Raw genomic sequence first — 17,557 nt, forward strand, 5'->3', positions numbered from 1 at the left:
ACTCCTGTTCTCATAATTCATAATTCACAATTCGCCAGCAAGTTTACTTGCTGGCCTTTAAGCCTCGGATCACCGAAGAAGTAAAGCCTGACAATTCCATTTCGTTCAGGCCTTTGATCGTGATACCCCCCGGAGTAGTGACTTTATCGATCTCTGCTTCGGGGTTGCTTTTGTTGGCTAATAGCAGTTCGACGGCGCCTTTGACGGTATGCACGACAATCTCCTGCGCTTCGCGGGGATAGAAACCCAGTTCCACACCTCCTTCGATCGAAGCGCGCATATAACGCATGGCAAAAGCAATGCCACTCGACGCCAAAGCCGTACCGGCAGCCATCAGACGTTCTTCGATCAGCATGGCGTTACCCAGTTCATTGAAGATATCCAGGATCAGTCGGGTCTGTTCGTCGGTCGCGTTCTTGGCCGATACGAAGGTCATGCTGTTCATCACCGCAATGGCCGTATTGGGCATCACGCGGAAGATCGTGGGGGAGACCATACAATCGTAATCCGTATGTTTGGTCAGGTACGTATTCAACAGATCGAAGGTCACGCCTGCCGCTACGGAGACGATGATCTGCCGGTCGAAGTCGAGTACGGGTTTGATCTCGTCGATGATCTCTTCCACCCGCCAGGGCTTGACGGCGATGATAAGGATATCCGCGTCTTTTGCCGCTGCTTTATTGTCGTGCGTCAGGATACAGTCGGGGTTCATGATGCCCCGGATCTTGGATAATGACTCTTCCGTACGGGTCGTACAGGTAATGTCTGTGGGTTTGAACAAGGTCCCTTTCGATAAGCCGCGGGCGATAGCTGCCCCGATGCTTCCGGCTCCGATAATTGCAATCTTCATGCCTTTGCTTTTGTGGTAAATAATCAAAATACGGCGACAAATGTATGGAAAATAATCGGATGTCTGCTTTCGTTGTTGTATATTTGCGGGAAACATTTGAAGTAACGAGCGCAGAACCCAAGCTTGCTTGGGTTATGCCGAGGCACGCCAAATGACTATTTAATGAACATTAAACTTAAATGCAAATTTAGATGAAGAAGTTTGTTGCTATTGCCATGTTATTCGCATGCGCATTCACGACCGTCGGTGCACAGGAAAACGACGGTTATGTCTTTAGTCCGGTAAAAGAATTAAAGATCACACCTATTCAAAATCAAAATCGCACAGGTACGTGCTGGTGTTTCTCTACCCTGGCTTTTATTGAGTCCGAACTGATCCGTATGGGTAAGGGCGAACACAATCTGTCGGAGATGTATGTCGTTAACCATACCTATCGCGACAAAGCGGAGAAGTATGTGCGTTTGCACGGGAAGATGGAATTTGCCGAAGGCGGTGCGTTCGACGATGTGATCTACGCGATCAAACATTACGGTATCGTTCCCGAAGAGGTGATGCCGGGTAAGGAATACGGCGAAGACGTGCATGTGCATGGCGAGATGACTTCTGCCATGACCGGTTATGTCGAAGCGATCATCAAGAACCCGAATCGTAAGTTGACACCCGTATGGCAGAAGGGTTTCAACGGTATCGCCGATGCGTATCTGGGCGCGATCCCCGAAACGTTTACCTATAATGGAAAAGAATATACGCCCATGAGCTATGCCAAGGAACTGGGACTGGACAATATGGACGACTATGTTTCCCTGACTTCTTATGCGCATCATCCGTTCTATACGCAGTTCGCTCTGGAGATTCAGGACAACTGGCGCTGGTCGCGCTCGTACAACCTGCCGATCGATGAGTTTATGGGAGTATTCGATCATGCGATCAATAACGGCTTTACGCTGGCTTGGGCTTCCGACGTGAGCGAGGTAGGCTTTACCCGTAATGGCGTAGGGGTTGCTCCGGATATGGAAGCGATCGAGACCTCCGGCTCCGACCAGGACCGTTGGGTAGGCCTGAGCGCAACGGAGAAAAACAATGAGATCCGTAAGATGGTGGAGAAACCGGGTGTACAGGAAGTATGGGCGACACAGGAAATGCGTCAGCAAGCCTATGATAACTACCAGACAACCGACGACCACGGCATGCAGATCTACGGTATCGCCAAGGATCAGAACGGTAAGAAGTTCTATATGGTAAAGAACTCCTGGGGAACCGATAGCAAGTACAACGGCATCTGGTATGTATCGGAAGCTTTCGCCCGCTACAAAACGATGGATATCATCGTGCATAAGGATGCATTGCCTAAGGCGCTTCGCACGAAGTTAGGGATTAAATAATCCAAAGAAGAATAAAAAGAAAGAGCGACAGGGGAGGCCTGTCGCTCTTTTTTTAGGAACTCGTAGGAGCTCATAAGAATTCATAAGAACTCATAAGAACTCATAGGAAATCCTAAGGGTTCTTTCTCTTATGAGTTCCTATGAGCTCCTATGAGTTCTTATGAGTTCCTATGTTCTTATGAGTTCCTAAAATCATCTTCCCCCAGCCGGCAAATGCTTCAGCCAATAGTCTTCCATGCTCTTGCGCAGGTGCAGGGTGGTGCCTTTTCCTTCATTGATGCTGTGGCTGCGCATCGGGTAGCTGATCTGCGAGAAGATCTTTCCGTGCCGGATCAGTTCGTTTACCAATAGTTCGCAGTTCTGGTAGTGCACATTGTCGTCGCCCGTGCCGTGGATCAATAAGAGGTTGCCTTTGAGGCCTTCGGCATAGGTGATGGGCGAGCCTTTGCGGTAACCCTCGGCATTGTTTTGCGGCGTATCCATATAACGTTCCTGGTAGATCGTGTCGTAGGTGCGCTGATCGGCCACGAAAGCGATAGCGATGCCCGTATGGAAGAGATCGGGATAGCGGAACATGCAATTCAATGTCTGACTGCCACCACCGCTCCATCCGGTAATGCCTACGCGCGACAGGTCGATATACGGGAACTGACGCGCCAGATCCTGAATGCCCCGGTACTGGTCTTCGGCCGAGAAAGTGCCCACCTCGCCATAGATACACTTGCGCCATTCGCGTCCGCGTGGTGCCGCCGCGCCCCGGTTCTCAATGCTCACCACGATATAGCCCTGGTTGGCCATGTACTGGTTCCACAGATCGCCATTGCCCCAGACATCCTGCACGGTCGAGCCGGCCGGTTCGCCGTAGACTTCAATAATCACGGGATACTTCTTCGCCGGATCGAAACCAACGGGTTTGATCATCCAGGCATCCAGCATCAGATCGCCGGATTTCACCTTGACAAACTCTTTCGCATTCAGCCCCAACGCGGCATACTGCTCTTTCGCCTTCGCATTGTCTTTGAATATACGCACGGATTGATGCTTGGGGAACGAAACCATATCGATCACCGGCGGAGTCGCCGCGTTGCTGAATGTATGCACTGCCCATCGTCCGGTTGGCGACATGGCGTAGCGATGCTGTCCCGCCTGATCCATCGGACTGAGGCGTTTGATCTCATTCTTGCCTTTCAAGCGTGCCGAATAGAGATAGCGCTGGTTGAAATTGTCGGGCGAAGCGATAAAATAGACCAATCCTTTCTCTTTGTCCATGCCCACCGGCGAGATGTAGTCGAACGCTCCTTGCGTGATCGGCTGTATGTCTTTGCCATCGCGGCTGATGCGGTAGAGGTGACGCCATCCGTCGCGCTCGCTCTCCCAGGTGAAGTACGTATTCTTGTCGAGCCACTCGATATGATCGTTGGTGTCCAGCCAGGCGTCGTCGGTATCGGTAAAGATATTCATGGCTTCCACTTCACCGGCACGGGCAATCCATACCCGGTTTGTGTTCTGTTGCCGGTTGAGTTGCTGGATAAAGAGGTCGTTGCTCTCGGGGATAAACTCCATGCGCGGCAGGTAGTGCTCACGCTGATCACCGGGGATGCGGATCCAGGTCGTCTGTCCCCCTGCGGCGGGGATCGTGCCCACCTTAACCGCCGAGTTCAATGTGCCCGCTTTGGGGTAGGGGAAATGCACGAACGTCGGATAGATCGAGTCCACATTATTGATCATATCGAAGAAACCCGTGCCTTCCGTATCGCTTTGCCAGTAGGCGATCGTCTGTCCGTCGGGACTCCAGCGGAAGCCATCGCGGCAGTTGAACTCTTCTTCGTACACCCAGTCGAACGTACCGTTGACAATCGTCTCACTGCCGTCGCGTGTCAGTTGATTGATCTGCCCCGAAGCGAGATCCTCCACATACAGGTTGTTATTGGAGACATAAGCCACCCGCGTGGCATCGGGCGAGAACTTGGCGAACATCATCGACGCCTCGGGCAGCCCTTTGCCCAGTTGTTGCAGTTTGCCGGTATTCAATGTCAATACCCAGTAGTCGCCCCGCGTATCGTAGCGCCACACCTGACGGGTGTTGTTGTAGATCAATACCCGGCTGTTGTCCGCGCTCCAGGCAATACTGCGGATGGCAATCGGCTTACCCGTTGCCGGGTTGATTAATTGCGCGGAAGGAATCAGTACTTCCCGCCGGTTGTCTTTCGCCCGGTAGGCAATGACATCCATACCGCCGGTCTCGGCATTCCGTTCCAAGGTGCTGTAGCGTTCCCCGTCTTTCAACCAGTTGATGCCTCCGACATACTCCGTCTGGATCAACCGTCCGGAAAGAACCTCTTCCAATGTCAATGGATTTTGTGCCGTACCCACCAGTCCCAGACTGATCAACAGGCAACATACAAGTGCTTTTGTGTGTTTCATTCTATTTCCAATTTTAGCATTAAGATTAACCACAAAGAACGGAAACATCTTGTTCTTCTCCAATAAATTGCCTAATTTTGTTTTGCCATATGTTAAAAACCGCCGCCATACTACTTCCGTCTTTCGTTGCCCTGTTCTGGGTGGCGCTGTTCTTGATTAATGGGAAAGAAAACTCTCGGCCGCAACGGATCTGGATGCTGTTTCTGTTGTTTATCGGTGTTTGTAGCCAGATCTGGAGTGTGTTCTATACCGGTATTGAAGATTATTCTTTCTATTATAAATTGGATATTGTAGATGCCTTTCTCTCTTTGTCGATCTTACCGCTGGTGTATTTCTATTTCTGGTCGTTGACCCACGACGGGCCAATGGGCTGGAAGCAATACGCCTGTTTCCTGCCGGCACTATTGATCGGCGGATGTACTGCCCTGTTTTATGGCCTGATGGGCGATGAGCAATCGACCGATTTTGTGCGCCACATGGTTGAAAGCCGCGAGAACTACGTATTCCCGACGGGCTCCCTGCCCTGGGCGCTTTCCCTGATCGGGTGGGAGGGATATTATCTGTTTATCCTCGGTCAGGTGGTGGTGATCATGAGCTATTCCACTCTGAACGCGATCCGTTACCGGCGCGGACTAAAACATTATTTCTCCAACCTCGACGAGAAAGCGGTGGAGAACAACCGGGCGGTATTGATCGGGCTTTACGTCTTGTTGTTACTCACCCTCTTGATCTATGGCTCGCGCATTCTCTCGCCCGAGAAGTATTTCTCGGTCAAGTATATCTTTATGGTGGGTGTAGGCGTCACTTTGTATTTCATGAGTTACTATGTGTATAAGCTCCGGTTCACCGCCGGAGATATTATCCTTGCGATGGAAGAGGAAACGAAAGAAGCGATCCCGCCGATCGATCTGCACGATGTCTATACCGAGATCCTTCCCCAGTTTACCCACCTGATCGACGAAGAGCAGATCTTCCTGCAACCCCATATCACCCTGGAGGAGATCGCCCGTCAACTGAATTCGAACCGCACCTATATCTCCCGCCTGATCAACGAGGAGTTTCAGATGAGCTTCTACGACTATATCAACGGCAAACGCCTGGCTTACGCCAAAGCCCTGATCACCCAGAACCCCCAGTACACCCGCGACGAGATCGCCCACGCCTCCGGTTTCCTGCACGCCCAGAACTTCAGTCGCGTCTTCAAACAACAAACCGGCCTGACCTTCAGCGAATGGCGGAAGAATGTCGTGGCGAATGAAGGGTGATTGACGGGTACTGTTGTGCCCTTTATAAAGCTATTGAAATCAGCTCCTGCCCCAAGGAATGTAGCCCCTTTTGTATTTTTTCTATTTGCTCTTTGCGGGGTTTGCTTTTGCCGTGTGCATACGACCACAGTTGTTTCTGATTGATCCCCGTCAGCTTTTCTAAGGCTGAATTGGAAAAGATACCCTCATAGTATTGCAATAAGCTTTGCACATCAAATTTATATACGATCTCGTACTGACCATCCAAATACTCCGGATAGGTTCTATTATCTTCTTTCATGGTCTCTACATAAAAAGAAATCTGATCTATCATATCCTTTTTGGCTTCTTCAGCCGTATGTCCCATGCCTGAAAATAGTTCGTTCTCCGTAAAGACGCTATAACCATCCGTTGTTTTTTCTATTGTTGCTATTATTGTTTTCATATGACTTGTCTTTTTAATTCGACTTATTTAAGCCCCATCTCTTTTTTTATCTTGTTTTCTATCCCTTTTCCCACCTCTTTACTTCCATGATTGGGAACGGGGTAAGTTCGATCTTCTTTGATATAGATCACATGACTGCCTTTTTGTCGATGAACTCGCCATCCGTTATCTTGTATTAACCTATGCAATTCATTCGACTTCATGTGTGATAGCTCTTGTGTTGATAGACAAAGATAGATATTATTCTATTGTTTTGCAAGAATAGAATAGAATATTTTCTAAATTTATTTATCTGTATAAGGTACCGGTATTTTGTAATCAAACTACCGGTATTTGGTCGACAAAGTACTGCTATTTTGTTCGCAAACTACCGGTAGTTTGCGAAGGAAATATTAACGCTTCATTTTCAATGGCTTAGAGGTAGGGCGTTGTTCGTCGCTTCGCAGGTCGTTTGTCTTTGTGAAATCGATCTCAAACGAAGTTTTTCATCCTACTGATTTTATGCTTCGCTAAGCGACCTTCGGTTCGGTGTGAACCGATTTTCTCTTTATAATTTACGTATTGCGACCACCTTTTACGAATTGAGACGTAATGGCTGCGTGATTTTAATGCCCTTTTTATGCCTTCTTTTTACTTTTGTGCCACCGTTTATACAAGACCCTTCCGTTATACCTATGATAATCGAAAAAAATACTCTAAATATTCATACATTAAGAACAAGAAGAATGAAACAAAAAATGACAAAAGAACATCTTTTACGCCCCTTCAAAGGGATAAGTATTTTACTTTTTTTATTCGCCAGCGTGTTTGCGGCGCAGGCCGAGGTGGGTTATACGTTGTATTATAATGCCAGTAATGGGTTGATGTATAAAGACGCAGCATTCGATAGTTTGGCTGAGGATATAACAGGTTATAAAGCTGACGATACTAACAAAGCAATTTTTACCCTGGAAAACTTTGAGCTTACGACAACGGCAGACATTGGTCTTGTTCTTCCAGCTGGAGTAACGCTGGTGCTTAAAGGGGAGAATACAATTACAGCAACGGCTAAGGCTTTGTATGCAAAAGGAGACCTTAGTATTGAGGGTACAGGCTCGTTGACATGTACAGGAAATCTATACGGAATGATTGTGGATGAAAATCTGACTTTCTCCGGTGGAAGTGTTACGGCGAATGGGCCTAATCCGATATTCATAACAGGCCATCTTCTTGTAGAGGGAGGTACGCTGGAAGGTGCTGTAGACGAAGGTGGCGCCGGTGTGTCTGCCAAAACTCTTACCGTAACCGGAGGTGTATTAAGAGGTAAAGGGGGGACAGATATCTTTGGAATAGCAGTCGAAGGAACCCCTACGACGACTGGATGTACTATCACTGGTGGGGATGATGGCTATGATGACGACGACGAAATATCTTATGGCTCCTATGATGGTGGCAAGTTATGGGGATATATAATAAAAGGAGCGAACACCCCAGCCAAATACGTGCAGATTGCCAAGCTTCCCAATACTTTTACGTTGTATTACAATGCACAAGTTGGTACGATGTATGATGGTGAGGAAGAAGGAAAAGAGGTTACTACCGGCTTTAGCGGTAGCTATTCTGCCAGTAAGGATGGCATGACCCTGACCCTGGAAGACTTTGAATTTGAGACAACGGCAGCTATCGGCCTCAGCCTTCCGGCTGGCATTACGCTTGTATTAAAAGGGGAGAATGCGATTACGGCGGAAGAAGCAGAAAAAGATGATCAAGCTAGAGCTATATCCACAAAGGGTAATCTTATCATTCAAGAAAGCGGAAGCGGATCGTTGACGCTTACGGCCGAAAGCGGAGAGAAAGAAAATGCTATTGGTAGCGGCTTGTATGTTGCAGGAAACCTTACCCTGAAAAGCGGAACGGTCGTATGCGAAGGTGGGATGTATGCAGTGGATATTTATCAGGATCTGACAATCAATGGCGGTAGCCTGAAAGGCACGGCTACTGGAACGACTGCATCTGATTCCAAAGGAGTGGGTGTTACGGAAGATATTCTTATCACCGGAGGTGAACTAGAAGGTATCGGTGGAACTCCTGAAAGGATGTCTAACAGTTATGGCGTGTATTCTAAAAACCTTACGGTAACCGGAGGCGAGTTGAGAGGCCTGGGTGGTGATGTCGTCACTAATTTTAGCTTTGGCATAGCTGTATACGGAACAAAACCCATAGTCTCCGGATGCACGATCGTTGGTGGTGAGGATGAATCAGCAGAAAACCCGTTGAGCGTTTCAGTAATAGACGGTGTTAATGTGTATTCCGCAGACGGCAATACCCCTGCCAAATACGTACAAATCACCGGCCCGTCCGCATCTGAGCCGGGTACCTATCACTCCATCACCCTCGAAGTAGCCGGTGGTATCGAACTCTATGATCTGACAGCCGGAACGCTTCAGGTTGCTGAAGGCGATCACCTGTTCCTGCAGTTCCTGCCCGAAGACCGGACACTGGGGGCCGACGATATCCTGTTCCTGATCGATGGCGTGGAGACGGCATTTACCGCAACGGCTGAAGGCAATTATTTCTCGTATATCCTCAATCCGGTGGCGGAAGATCATACGATCCAGATCGCACTGAAGGAATATACGGTGACGCTGACCGAAACGGAAGGGGTGACGTATAATGTCGGTGCCGGTGAACATACGGTGGCTTATGCTGAAACCTTTACCTTTAGCCTCACCTTGGCCGATGGTATCGATCCGGAGAAGGTGCATGTTTTTGCGAATGGGGTGGAGATCCTGCCGAACGAGCTGCGCGCCACGATCCTTACCTATACGATCGACCGGGTAATCACTTCGATCACCGTAGTTATTGAAGGAACCGGCGGAACAACGTCGAATGCCGAGCTGACGCACGACGTTCGCGTTGTAGTTGAAAGTGGAAAGTTGAAAGTGGAAAGTGAAGGGCAAGCCATTGATGTGGCGGTTTATACGATCAACGGGCAGAACGTGGTGTCGCTGCGTGGCCTTCGCGGTTCGCATACCCTTACGTTGCCGGCGGGAATCTACCTGGTGAAGGCAGGCGATAAGGTCTATAAAGTCAGCACACACTAATCGGATCTATTCCGCGCTGGGAACGCAGCCTCTCGCAGATCAAAAAGGATCTGTGGGGGGCTGCGTTTGGCTTGAATAAAGGTTGTTTTCACCGTTTCGTCTTCTGCCACTGGCGGAAGGTCATGCCGGTGCATTGCTTGAAGACGCGGCTGAAAGAGGAGGCGTGAACGAAACCGCTTTCGATGGCGAGGCGTTCCTGGGTCAGGTCGGGATCGGTATTCATACGCTCCTGGGCGTAGGTGATGCGGCGCAGGTTGATGTATTCGAAAAAGCCGTTATTGTATTCTTCGCGCAACAGGCGGGAGACGTAAGTCCGGTTGGTATTCAACAGGTGGGCCACCTCTTCGATGCGCAGGTTGGGGTGCAGGTAAAGCTTTTCTTCATCCATCAGGCGATTGAATTCCGGCAACAGCTTCAGGTAGGTATTGGGGTGGTTGTCTTCTTCTTCTTCTTCTTCCAAAAGGTCGTCCACCTCTTCCTCTGCCTCTACTTCTTCCTCTACTTCTACTTCTTCCTCTTCCTCCTCTGCCGGGGGGAAAGTTTCCGAATCGGCTCGCGCCTGCCGGTAGGCCGACAGGGACACGCGGTAGCCTACGATATAAAGCAGCGCAGTCAGTAGCAGCATCACGATGGTGACGGCAACCGGATAGCGGACGATCAGGGTATAACCGAAAAAATGATCCCAACCGAACAAAATGGCCGCTATACCTATAAAAACAGCGGTACATAGATACTGCCGACGGGAAAGATATTTCCAGTCGAGCCACATCGTCACCACCCAAAACAAACACGCAAAGGGAGGAAACAACAAAGTCAGGTGTTGAAGTATTTGCATGGGGCAAAAGTACAAAACCTACCCCCGGAATTGCCTGTTCGCACTTAGCAAACCGTATATTTTACTTGACGGATATGCAAAAAAAGTTAGCAGATCAACAATTTCGACTACAATATCTGAAATTTAATACCGAACGAGAGACTCAGGTAATCGGAGGGTTTCAGGTAGCGGTTGCCCACGGCGGAGATGAGGTAGAGGTCGCAGGTGCTCAGCTCGTAGAAGAATGTCAGGTGGCGCTTGGGGTACCGCCGCTTGTCGGGGTAGAAGGTGAGGCGTTCACCTACGAAGATATGCGTGCGTATCCGGGTGGAGAAAGTATAATAGCCACTCGGGTAGCGGTCGGGATTGAGCACCCAGAAGTCTTCATCCAACAGGGTATTCAGATACAAGCCGCAGGTCAGGGGTTCGAACATAAACGAATCGTTCAATCGCACTTTCCAGGGCATATAGTTCTGCTTTACCGTAAAGGTAGCCATCGCATGGTGGTCGGTATAGCGGGGCACGATCCCGAACAGGAAATCGGTCTCCCAGCGGTCTTTGCCGTAGTTCCATCCCACCCCGGCGGAGATCAGGCCGATGGATCCGGCGAATTGCATCTTGGTATACTTGGGGATCAGGCTGTTCCAGAACGAGGTGTACTGGTTCACTCCTCTCTCGTAGGCGCTCAACGCAGGGGTAGCCGGCGTATGTCCACCTCCAATTCTTCCCCCCATCGATTCCTGCGCCGAGAGGGTCAGGGGCAGGCAGAGGGCGATCCATAACAGGGCTTTAAAACTCCACCACTTCATACGTATAACCTTCGGGTAAAAGAGTGAATACCAGGTAGCTGCGTTTCGCTATATTGCTGCAGCCGTAATAGAGGATGCCGTCGTTGAAGAAGTCGCTGATACTCACATGGTGTGTATGGGCATGCAGGCAGAACTGCAGGGAGGGGAAACGTTTGATATATTCCTGGAATACCTCTTTGACGTTATTATTGAACTGTTCGTTGCCCGGGGGAGCGTGCATGGCGACGACCGTGCGTTCGTAGGGCGAGACGCTGTCTAAGAGTTCCGCTTTGATAAAATTGAAATCGGGCACGGGCACGGAGTAGTCGTATTCGATCGCGTTCGTATTGAGGCAGACGAATTTGGTATTGCCGGCGATAAAAGAGAAGTTCAGTTCGCCGTAGATCTTTTTGTAGGCCGACTCGCCATTGCCGATGATATCGTGGTTGCCGATAATCGCCACATAGGGCGGAACGAGTTTGGAGAGGATCTCGTACATCCACTGGAACTCTTTGGTCAGGCCAAAGTCAGCCAGGTCGCCGCCATGGATCACAAAGTCGATATCGTCGCGCCGGTTGACGTGTTTAACGAACGCTTCCGTCTCGTCGTAGCTGCGTTGCGAATCGCCCATCATCACAAAACGCACTGTATCTTTCGCCTGGCAGATCGATTCGATCCGGGCGATATTTTTCCGGTTGAGATCGTATTCGGTATCCAACCGTCCGTCGTACGGATGATAGTCGATCAGGTCGCAAGCGCTCAACAACACCAAAAGCGAGAATAAATAATACCTATTCAAAACCATTTGCCTTTTGTTCTTTTAGAAGGTAGAAGATATCTTCTATCTTCTATCTTCTTTCCAAAGGCAAAGATCCGAATAAATACATTCCAAAAAAAGGGCGAGAAAAGGGGAATTCTGGTCTAAAAGTCGACTTTTAGACTTCCAGGAGCAGTGTCAATGCTTTGAAGTCGGCAATTACGGCATCTGCCGTTTCATCTCCCCGGTAAGGCGTCCAACCTATACTTTTCAGCCAGATCGTCTGGCAACCTAAGGCCGTGGCCGGCACGATATCTTTATCGTATGAATCACCGATCACCACACAGTTTTCCGCCGGCAGGCCGATCGCTTCGATGCCCAGGCGGAAGATCTGCGGATCGGGCTTGCGTACACCGACCACCGCCGACTCGATGATCACCGGGAAGAGATGATGCAACCGGAAGTCTTTCAAGACCGATTCGATATTGCCGTAAAAGTTGGAAACCAATACAAAAGGATATCTTTCATGTAAGGATTCCAGGAGAGGACGAGCGTTTTCGATCGCGCGAAGGGCATAGTCGTAGCACCATTCGCCCAGTTGCTCCGGCAAGCGGCATGCGATATCCGCCTCGCGCAATTTCTCTTGCTCCATCAGCCAGCCGATCTGCAGGTCGCATTTCAGATATAACATATCGCGGAAGGTATGCTCGGGTTGGATGATCGGGTTCTTACCCAATGTGCGTTCCGCAAACACATACGCCTCGCGGAAAGCCGCTTTGTCGACCGGCACCTGCAAAGCCTCGTAGGCCATCCAGATCACTTCGGCCCAGTGCATGCCGTTGCTGTCGATCGTACCGCCGTAGTCGAACAATAGTCCTTTTACTTTCTTCAGATCAAGCATATTCTTTTTCAATTAAAGTTGTGCGGTAAATTCCTTACAGATACGTTCGTGCCGGCGGATCATGTAAACAAGCATGATATTCAATACGGTCATCTCAAAAATGAAGTACAGCCAGGGCATACCGAAGAAGAGGCTGACGAAAAGAGCGATGATCCGGGTGTTGAACGAGAGCATATTGGTGTACTTCATCAACGGGAGGCTCTTTTGGCGGAAGGCCGTGCGAAACCATTCGGGCGCTTCGCCGTTGTATTTCTCGCGGATGATCTGCATCATCTGCTGAAAACGCGGAGAGAACTGTTCTTGTCCGACCGTATAATTAATGTAGAACCATTCGAAAGCTTTATAGATAAAATCTTTCTTCCAATTTAGCTTCTTATAGTTCTCCTTGAGCACGGGTGAGAAAGAAAGTTCGCTGCCCGCTTTCCCTTTGAGAAACAAGAGGTGAATGTTGCGGTAATAATCGGCCATGCTGGCCTGCTTGGCATGGCAATAGCCGGTGGCGGCAGCCAGAAGCCAGATCCAGTAGAGCCAGTCGGGCGTCAGCCGCAAACAGATCGCGGCATAGATGGTGATAAACCAGATATCTCCGCACGCTCCGTCGAGAATCCTCCCCAGTTGGCTCTTCTGTCCGGTCATCCGCGCCAGCTGCCCGTCGGCGCTGTCGTACGAATTGGCCCAGATCAACAAAAGCATACCCAATACATTGATCAGTATATTCTCGAAATAAAAACAGATACCCGCTGCCACCCCGATAAAGATAGAGGCGACCGTAACCGCGTTGGGCGAAACACTCAGTTTCTGGAAAAACAAAGCCCATTGGTAACCAATCGGGCGATAGAAATAGATATCGATGAATTCTTCCGTATCCATCGATTTCAAGGTGGATTCAAAACTGGGTTTTGTCTCTTTTTTTGTCATCTGTATCTCTTTTACTGTTTGGCCTGCTTCCAGATACATTCGGCAATGTACCGGGCGGCTTCCTCGCGGCAAGGCGCAAAGCTGGGCCAATCATTGAAGTCGATCAATTGAATGCCTTTCTCTTCCGAAACAATGCAATCGCCTCCGTAAATAAAAACATTCAATATATCGGCCGCTTTATTACACAATTCCTGCAGGCTGCCGACATCGAAAGGAATGCCTTTGGCCGTGCCGTTGATCACTTCCCAGCCGAACTTACTGTGGTTGTGGCTGCTGGGGTAGAACCAGTAGAAGAAATCCGTGCCTTTCACGCCGTAGAACTTCACCAGGTCGCCCGTCAGATGTTCGTTGATCACCGCCGAAGGGATGCCGCGGATGGCAAACTCTTTCAGGATCGAAGCGGCCTCTTCCCGGTTGCGCACGTAGGTGACGTCTTCGCGGTGCACGGCATGGAAGTCGCCCCGCTTCACCCAGCAGTTCGAGATGCCTGCCTTTTCCATCTGCTCGGTCGGATCGTCGCTGGTCGAAAAGATCAGGCTTTCCGGGTGAGCGATATGATTCTCGAGCAACAGGCGCGTCATGCGCTCACGCGTACAGTTCTCAATCCCATAACCGGAATTGATCACCGTGCGTCCCTGGTCTTCCAACTGTTGCAGTTTGCGGATCGAGGTCCAGTCGCGTGCCATATTAAAGATCACCGGTTCGTCCAGCTTCTGCAACTGAAGATCCGATTCGATATACTCATTCACCGTACAGCCATACGCCTGCAGATGCTGAGCCGTTAATGAAAAGATCGCCGCATCATTCCCCACATGATTCGGAGAAAACATATTCCCCCGGCGGATGCCGGCGATCGTTTTTGAACTTTGATTATACTGATTCATTGATTTACTATGATTTATGGGGGTAAGGCTTCATCACTCTTTTAAATTCCAGAGAGGATGCACCAAAATTAATCAACAAGCCTACCTCCAAACCGTATGCTTCCAAGTAATTAATGGCTTGTGCTAAATGCACATTTTCCAATTTCGCTATTGCCTTAATTTCTACCATTATATTATTTTCAACAAAAAAATCCACCCGTCTTGTTCCGATGTTTATACCTTTATACACTATTGGCATTTCAAATTCTCTTTCAAAAGAAATACCCTTCAATTGCATTTCGACCTCTAAAGCTCTCTGATAAATGACCTCCTGAAATCCATTACCCAATAGACGATGCACCTCCATCGCACATCCGATAATCAGTCCTGTCACACTACTATGTGGATATTCTCTCTCACTCATAGTCTATCATTTAATCAGTTCAATCACAGTTCAAGAACATCTCTGCCTTGTTTATATCTTCCGCATGATCCACATCGACAATCTTGCTGAAAGGATAGGCTTTCAACTGCATGCCTTCTTTGATGAGTTGCCGCTGGTAATTACGCATACGCGATACGCCGGATGCCAATGCTTTCTCGAGCACGGCAAACGCAGGCCGCTTCAGGCAATAAATGCCGCCGGAGATATACCGGCAGTCGGCCGCCTGATCCAGGAAATCCAAGATACGTCCATCCGTATCGGTCAGGACATACAGGGGTTTCTCATCATCGATAAAGTCGGTCACCGCCATCAGGCCATCGAGCGTTTCTTCTGCCCGAAAAGCTTGCATATACGCCGCGAACTCCTCCTCGCGGAAGATCGTATCGACGGTAGTCAGGCATATCCGGTCGCCTTCGACCACACGGCTGATCTCATAGAAACTATGCATCGAGCTGGGGGTCGACTTAACCAACAGATGAAGGGGAACCGGCAAGCGTTTCTTGCGCAGGTGTTCCTGTACCTCGGTCATCTCCTCGTTGACAATAATATGAATCGCCGTGGCCCCGTTTTTCAGGAAGACATCGATCAACCGGTCAATCAGCGGCACCCCATTCAATCGCACCAGCGGCTTCGGCCACTTCACCCCTTCCTGGGCCAAGCGGGAACCTTCACCTGCTGCTATAATACCAAAAACCATGTTATTAATTGATAATTGACAATTGACAATTGACAATTAAATGACAACCGAAAGGATCTTTCATTGTCCATTGCTTTACGCTTCGCTAAGCGAACGTTGTTTGTCAACTGTCAATTGTCAATTCGTTTAGTCTAAATAATCGATCGTTTCTTCCCCGATGATCGTGCGCAACGTGTTCTTTAAGATCGTATGCTGGATGAACAGATCGTGTTCGGGTACTTTGTTTTCCGAATGCATCGGGCTCTTGAAATAGAACGAGAGCCAGTCCTGAATACCGGAGAATCCACAACGCTGTGCCAGGTCGGAGAACAATACCAGGTCGAGACATAAAGGAGCAGCCAGGATCGAGTCGCGGCAAAGGAAATCGACCTTCAACTGCATCGGGTAACCCATCCAGCCAAAGATATCGATATTGTCCCATCCTTCTTTATTGTCTTTGCGCGGCGGATAGTAGTTGATCCGCACCTTATGGTAGATATTGCCGTACAGTTCCGGATAGACATCGGTCTGCAGGATCGTATCGATCACCGAGAGCTTGCTCACTTCTTTGGTTTTGAATGAACCCGGATCGTCGAGTACTTCCCCGTCGCGATTGCCCAGGATATTGGTTGAGAACCAGCCGTCGAGACCCAACATTCGGGTTTTCAACATCGGAGCCAATACGGTCTTCAACATCGTCTGGCCCGTCTTATAGTCTTTGCCGCAGATCGGCACTTGTTTCTCTTTGGCCAATTCCCACATCGCGGGAATATCGATACAGAGGTTCGGCGCCCCCATGATAAACGGACATCCTTCGGCGATCGACGCATAGGCATAACACATACTCGGCGAGATCACCTCCGTATTGTTCGTCTTCAAAGCATTTTCGAAAGCCGCCAGATTACGGTGTTCGTCACTCATCGGGATATACACTTCCGTGCTGGCTGCCCACATCACTACGATGCGGTCGCAATTATGCTCTTTCTTGAAATTGCGGATGTCTTCACGCACCTGCTCGGTCAGATCCCAGCGGGTAGCGCCGGTTTTTACATGTGTTCCGTGCAAACGTTTCACATATTCCTGATCGAACACCGCCTTCATGGGCCGGATGGCTTTCAGTTCGTCCTTAACTCCATCAACATCCTCTTTCTTCAATACCTCCGCATGTATCGTCGCGTCGTAGAGATCTTCCGAGAAAATATCCCATCCGCCAAATACAAGGTCATTAAGGTCGGCCAAAGGAACAACATCTTTGATCTTCGGGAAACGGTTCTCTGTACGCTTGCCCAGACGAATAGTCGCCAACTGTGTCAGTGAACCCACAGGCACACTTAGTTCTTTGCGAACAGCCAACGTACCCGTTATAAATGTCGAAGAAACAGCGCCACCCACCCCTACGAGCAGGATACCCAGTTTTCCTTTAGCTTCTTTTACTTCCATCTTTTCCATAATTTGATTATTTTGAACAATAATGGCGCAAAATTAGAAGAAATAAGTGACTTTTCGTATCCCCATTGCCGAATACTTTCGTCCAAATAGAGATAAAATTCGCTTTTATTCAATAATTCGCTTGTTTATTCAACTTAATTGCGTTCCTTTGCCGGCGACAAAACAATGGCTTATTTTATAGCCTTGTTTAAACTTAAATTATTTATTTTTATTTTAATTTCTTATGAACATTTACATTGGTAACCTGAATTATCGGGTTAGAGAATCTGATCTTCAACAGATTTTGGAAGAGTATGGAACAGTTGACTCAGTTAAATTAGTAATCGACCGTGACACTCGTCGTTCCAAAGGTTTTGCATTCGCAGAAATGCCGAATGACGCTGAAGCCAAAAACCTTATTAACGAATTGAACGGAGCTGAATACGAAGGCCGTCAGATGGTAGTCAGAGAAGCGACTCCAAGAAATTGATTTTTTAGCTGTCGGCTGAAAAAGATATCAAAAGGGAGGGGAGCGGAAG

The 17,557-nt window shown here is 49.0% G+C and carries 16 protein-coding genes; 4 read left to right on the top strand and 12 right to left on the bottom strand.

The features are described 5' to 3' along the window. Positions 1 to 43: 43 nt before the first annotated feature. The gene (gene proC / locus M2133_RS08815) at positions 44 to 850 is read right to left on the bottom strand and encodes a pyrroline-5-carboxylate reductase (protein WP_277465734.1); all 807 of its coding nucleotides are present in this window, start codon (positions 848 to 850) and stop codon (positions 44 to 46) included. A gap of 191 nt (positions 851 to 1,041) precedes the next feature. On the opposite strand from proC, the gene M2133_RS08820 reads away from it, so the two are divergent. Next, a complete protein-coding gene (locus M2133_RS08820; protein WP_277465735.1) occupies positions 1,042 to 2,232 on the top strand; it encodes a C1 family peptidase in 1,191 nt (396 codons plus the stop codon). 192 nt (positions 2,233 to 2,424) lie between these two features. Here the strand turns inward: M2133_RS08820 and M2133_RS08825 are convergent, their stop codons facing one another. Then, positions 2,425 to 4,656 carry a S9 family peptidase gene (locus M2133_RS08825; protein WP_277465736.1) on the bottom strand — a complete coding sequence of 744 codons (2,232 nt, stop codon included), beginning with the start codon at positions 4,654 to 4,656 and terminating at the stop codon, positions 2,425 to 2,427. Positions 4,657 to 4,745: 89 nt separating this feature from the next. Between M2133_RS08825 and M2133_RS08830 the strand changes: the two genes are divergently transcribed. Then, on the top strand, positions 4,746 to 5,921 hold the full coding sequence (locus M2133_RS08830; RefSeq protein WP_277465737.1) for a helix-turn-helix domain-containing protein: 1,176 nt from the start codon (positions 4,746 to 4,748) through the stop codon (positions 5,919 to 5,921). Positions 5,922 to 5,943: 22 nt separating this feature from the next. Here M2133_RS08830 and M2133_RS08835 read toward each other — a convergent pair whose 3' ends face one another. After that, positions 5,944 to 6,345 carry a hypothetical protein gene (locus M2133_RS08835; RefSeq protein ID WP_277465738.1) on the bottom strand — a complete coding sequence of 134 codons (402 nt, stop codon included), beginning with the start codon at positions 6,343 to 6,345 and terminating at the stop codon, positions 5,944 to 5,946. 725 nt (positions 6,346 to 7,070) lie between these two features. Between M2133_RS08835 and M2133_RS08840 the strand changes: the two genes are divergently transcribed. Beyond that, the gene (locus M2133_RS08840; protein WP_277465739.1) at positions 7,071 to 9,428 is read left to right on the top strand and encodes a hypothetical protein; all 2,358 of its coding nucleotides are present in this window, start codon (positions 7,071 to 7,073) and stop codon (positions 9,426 to 9,428) included. Between the two features lie 88 nt (positions 9,429 to 9,516). Here the strand turns inward: M2133_RS08840 and M2133_RS08845 are convergent, their stop codons facing one another. The 9 genes from M2133_RS08845 to M2133_RS08885 all read right to left on the bottom strand — a co-directional run bounded on the left by M2133_RS08845 (position 9,517) and on the right by M2133_RS08885 (position 17,039). Further along, complete coding sequence (locus M2133_RS08845; protein ID WP_277465740.1) at positions 9,517 to 10,263, bottom strand: helix-turn-helix transcriptional regulator; 747 nt, start codon at positions 10,261 to 10,263, stop codon at positions 9,517 to 9,519. A gap of 107 nt (positions 10,264 to 10,370) precedes the next feature. After that, positions 10,371 to 11,051, bottom strand: coding sequence for a hypothetical protein (locus M2133_RS08850; RefSeq protein ID WP_277465741.1), 681 nt, complete (start codon positions 11,049 to 11,051; stop codon positions 10,371 to 10,373). After that, the gene (locus tag M2133_RS08855) at positions 11,032 to 11,835 is read right to left on the bottom strand and encodes a metallophosphoesterase (protein ID WP_277465742.1); all 804 of its coding nucleotides are present in this window, start codon (positions 11,833 to 11,835) and stop codon (positions 11,032 to 11,034) included. Before M2133_RS08855 ends, M2133_RS08850 begins: the two co-directional genes overlap by 20 nt. 130 nt (positions 11,836 to 11,965) lie before the next feature. Beyond that, positions 11,966 to 12,688 carry an HAD family hydrolase gene (locus M2133_RS08860; RefSeq protein ID WP_277465743.1) on the bottom strand — a complete coding sequence of 241 codons (723 nt, stop codon included), beginning with the start codon at positions 12,686 to 12,688 and terminating at the stop codon, positions 11,966 to 11,968. A gap of 12 nt (positions 12,689 to 12,700) precedes the next feature. Beyond that, positions 12,701 to 13,606 carry a CDP-alcohol phosphatidyltransferase family protein gene (locus tag M2133_RS08865; protein ID WP_277465744.1) on the bottom strand — a complete coding sequence of 302 codons (906 nt, stop codon included), beginning with the start codon at positions 13,604 to 13,606 and terminating at the stop codon, positions 12,701 to 12,703. Between the two features lie 11 nt (positions 13,607 to 13,617). Further along, positions 13,618 to 14,490 (bottom strand): hypothetical protein, encoded by an 873-nt coding sequence (locus M2133_RS08870; RefSeq protein ID WP_277465745.1) that lies wholly within the window; start codon positions 14,488 to 14,490, stop codon positions 13,618 to 13,620. 7 nt (positions 14,491 to 14,497) lie between these two features. Further along, entirely contained in the window at positions 14,498 to 14,893 is a 396-nt protein-coding gene (locus tag M2133_RS08875; RefSeq protein ID WP_277465746.1) for a GxxExxY protein, read from the bottom strand. A 19-nt stretch (positions 14,894 to 14,912) separates the two neighbouring features. Continuing rightward, complete coding sequence (locus tag M2133_RS08880) at positions 14,913 to 15,611, bottom strand: NDP-sugar synthase (RefSeq protein WP_277465747.1); 699 nt, start codon at positions 15,609 to 15,611, stop codon at positions 14,913 to 14,915. A gap of 126 nt (positions 15,612 to 15,737) precedes the next feature. Further along, positions 15,738 to 17,039, bottom strand: a complete 1,302-nt coding sequence (locus tag M2133_RS08885; RefSeq protein ID WP_277465748.1) for an inositol-3-phosphate synthase — start codon at positions 17,037 to 17,039, stop codon at positions 15,738 to 15,740. A gap of 223 nt (positions 17,040 to 17,262) precedes the next feature. Here M2133_RS08885 and M2133_RS08890 point away from each other — a divergent pair, with 223 nt between their 5' ends. After that, entirely contained in the window at positions 17,263 to 17,508 is a 246-nt protein-coding gene (locus M2133_RS08890; protein WP_277465749.1) for an RNA-binding protein, read from the top strand. The last annotated feature ends 49 nt before the right edge of the window (positions 17,509 to 17,557 follow it).

Origin of the sequence: Parabacteroides sp. PF5-6 (assembly GCF_029504695.1) — a bacterium.
In the GTDB taxonomy this organism is placed as follows: domain Bacteria; phylum Bacteroidota; class Bacteroidia; order Bacteroidales; family Tannerellaceae; genus QVMG01.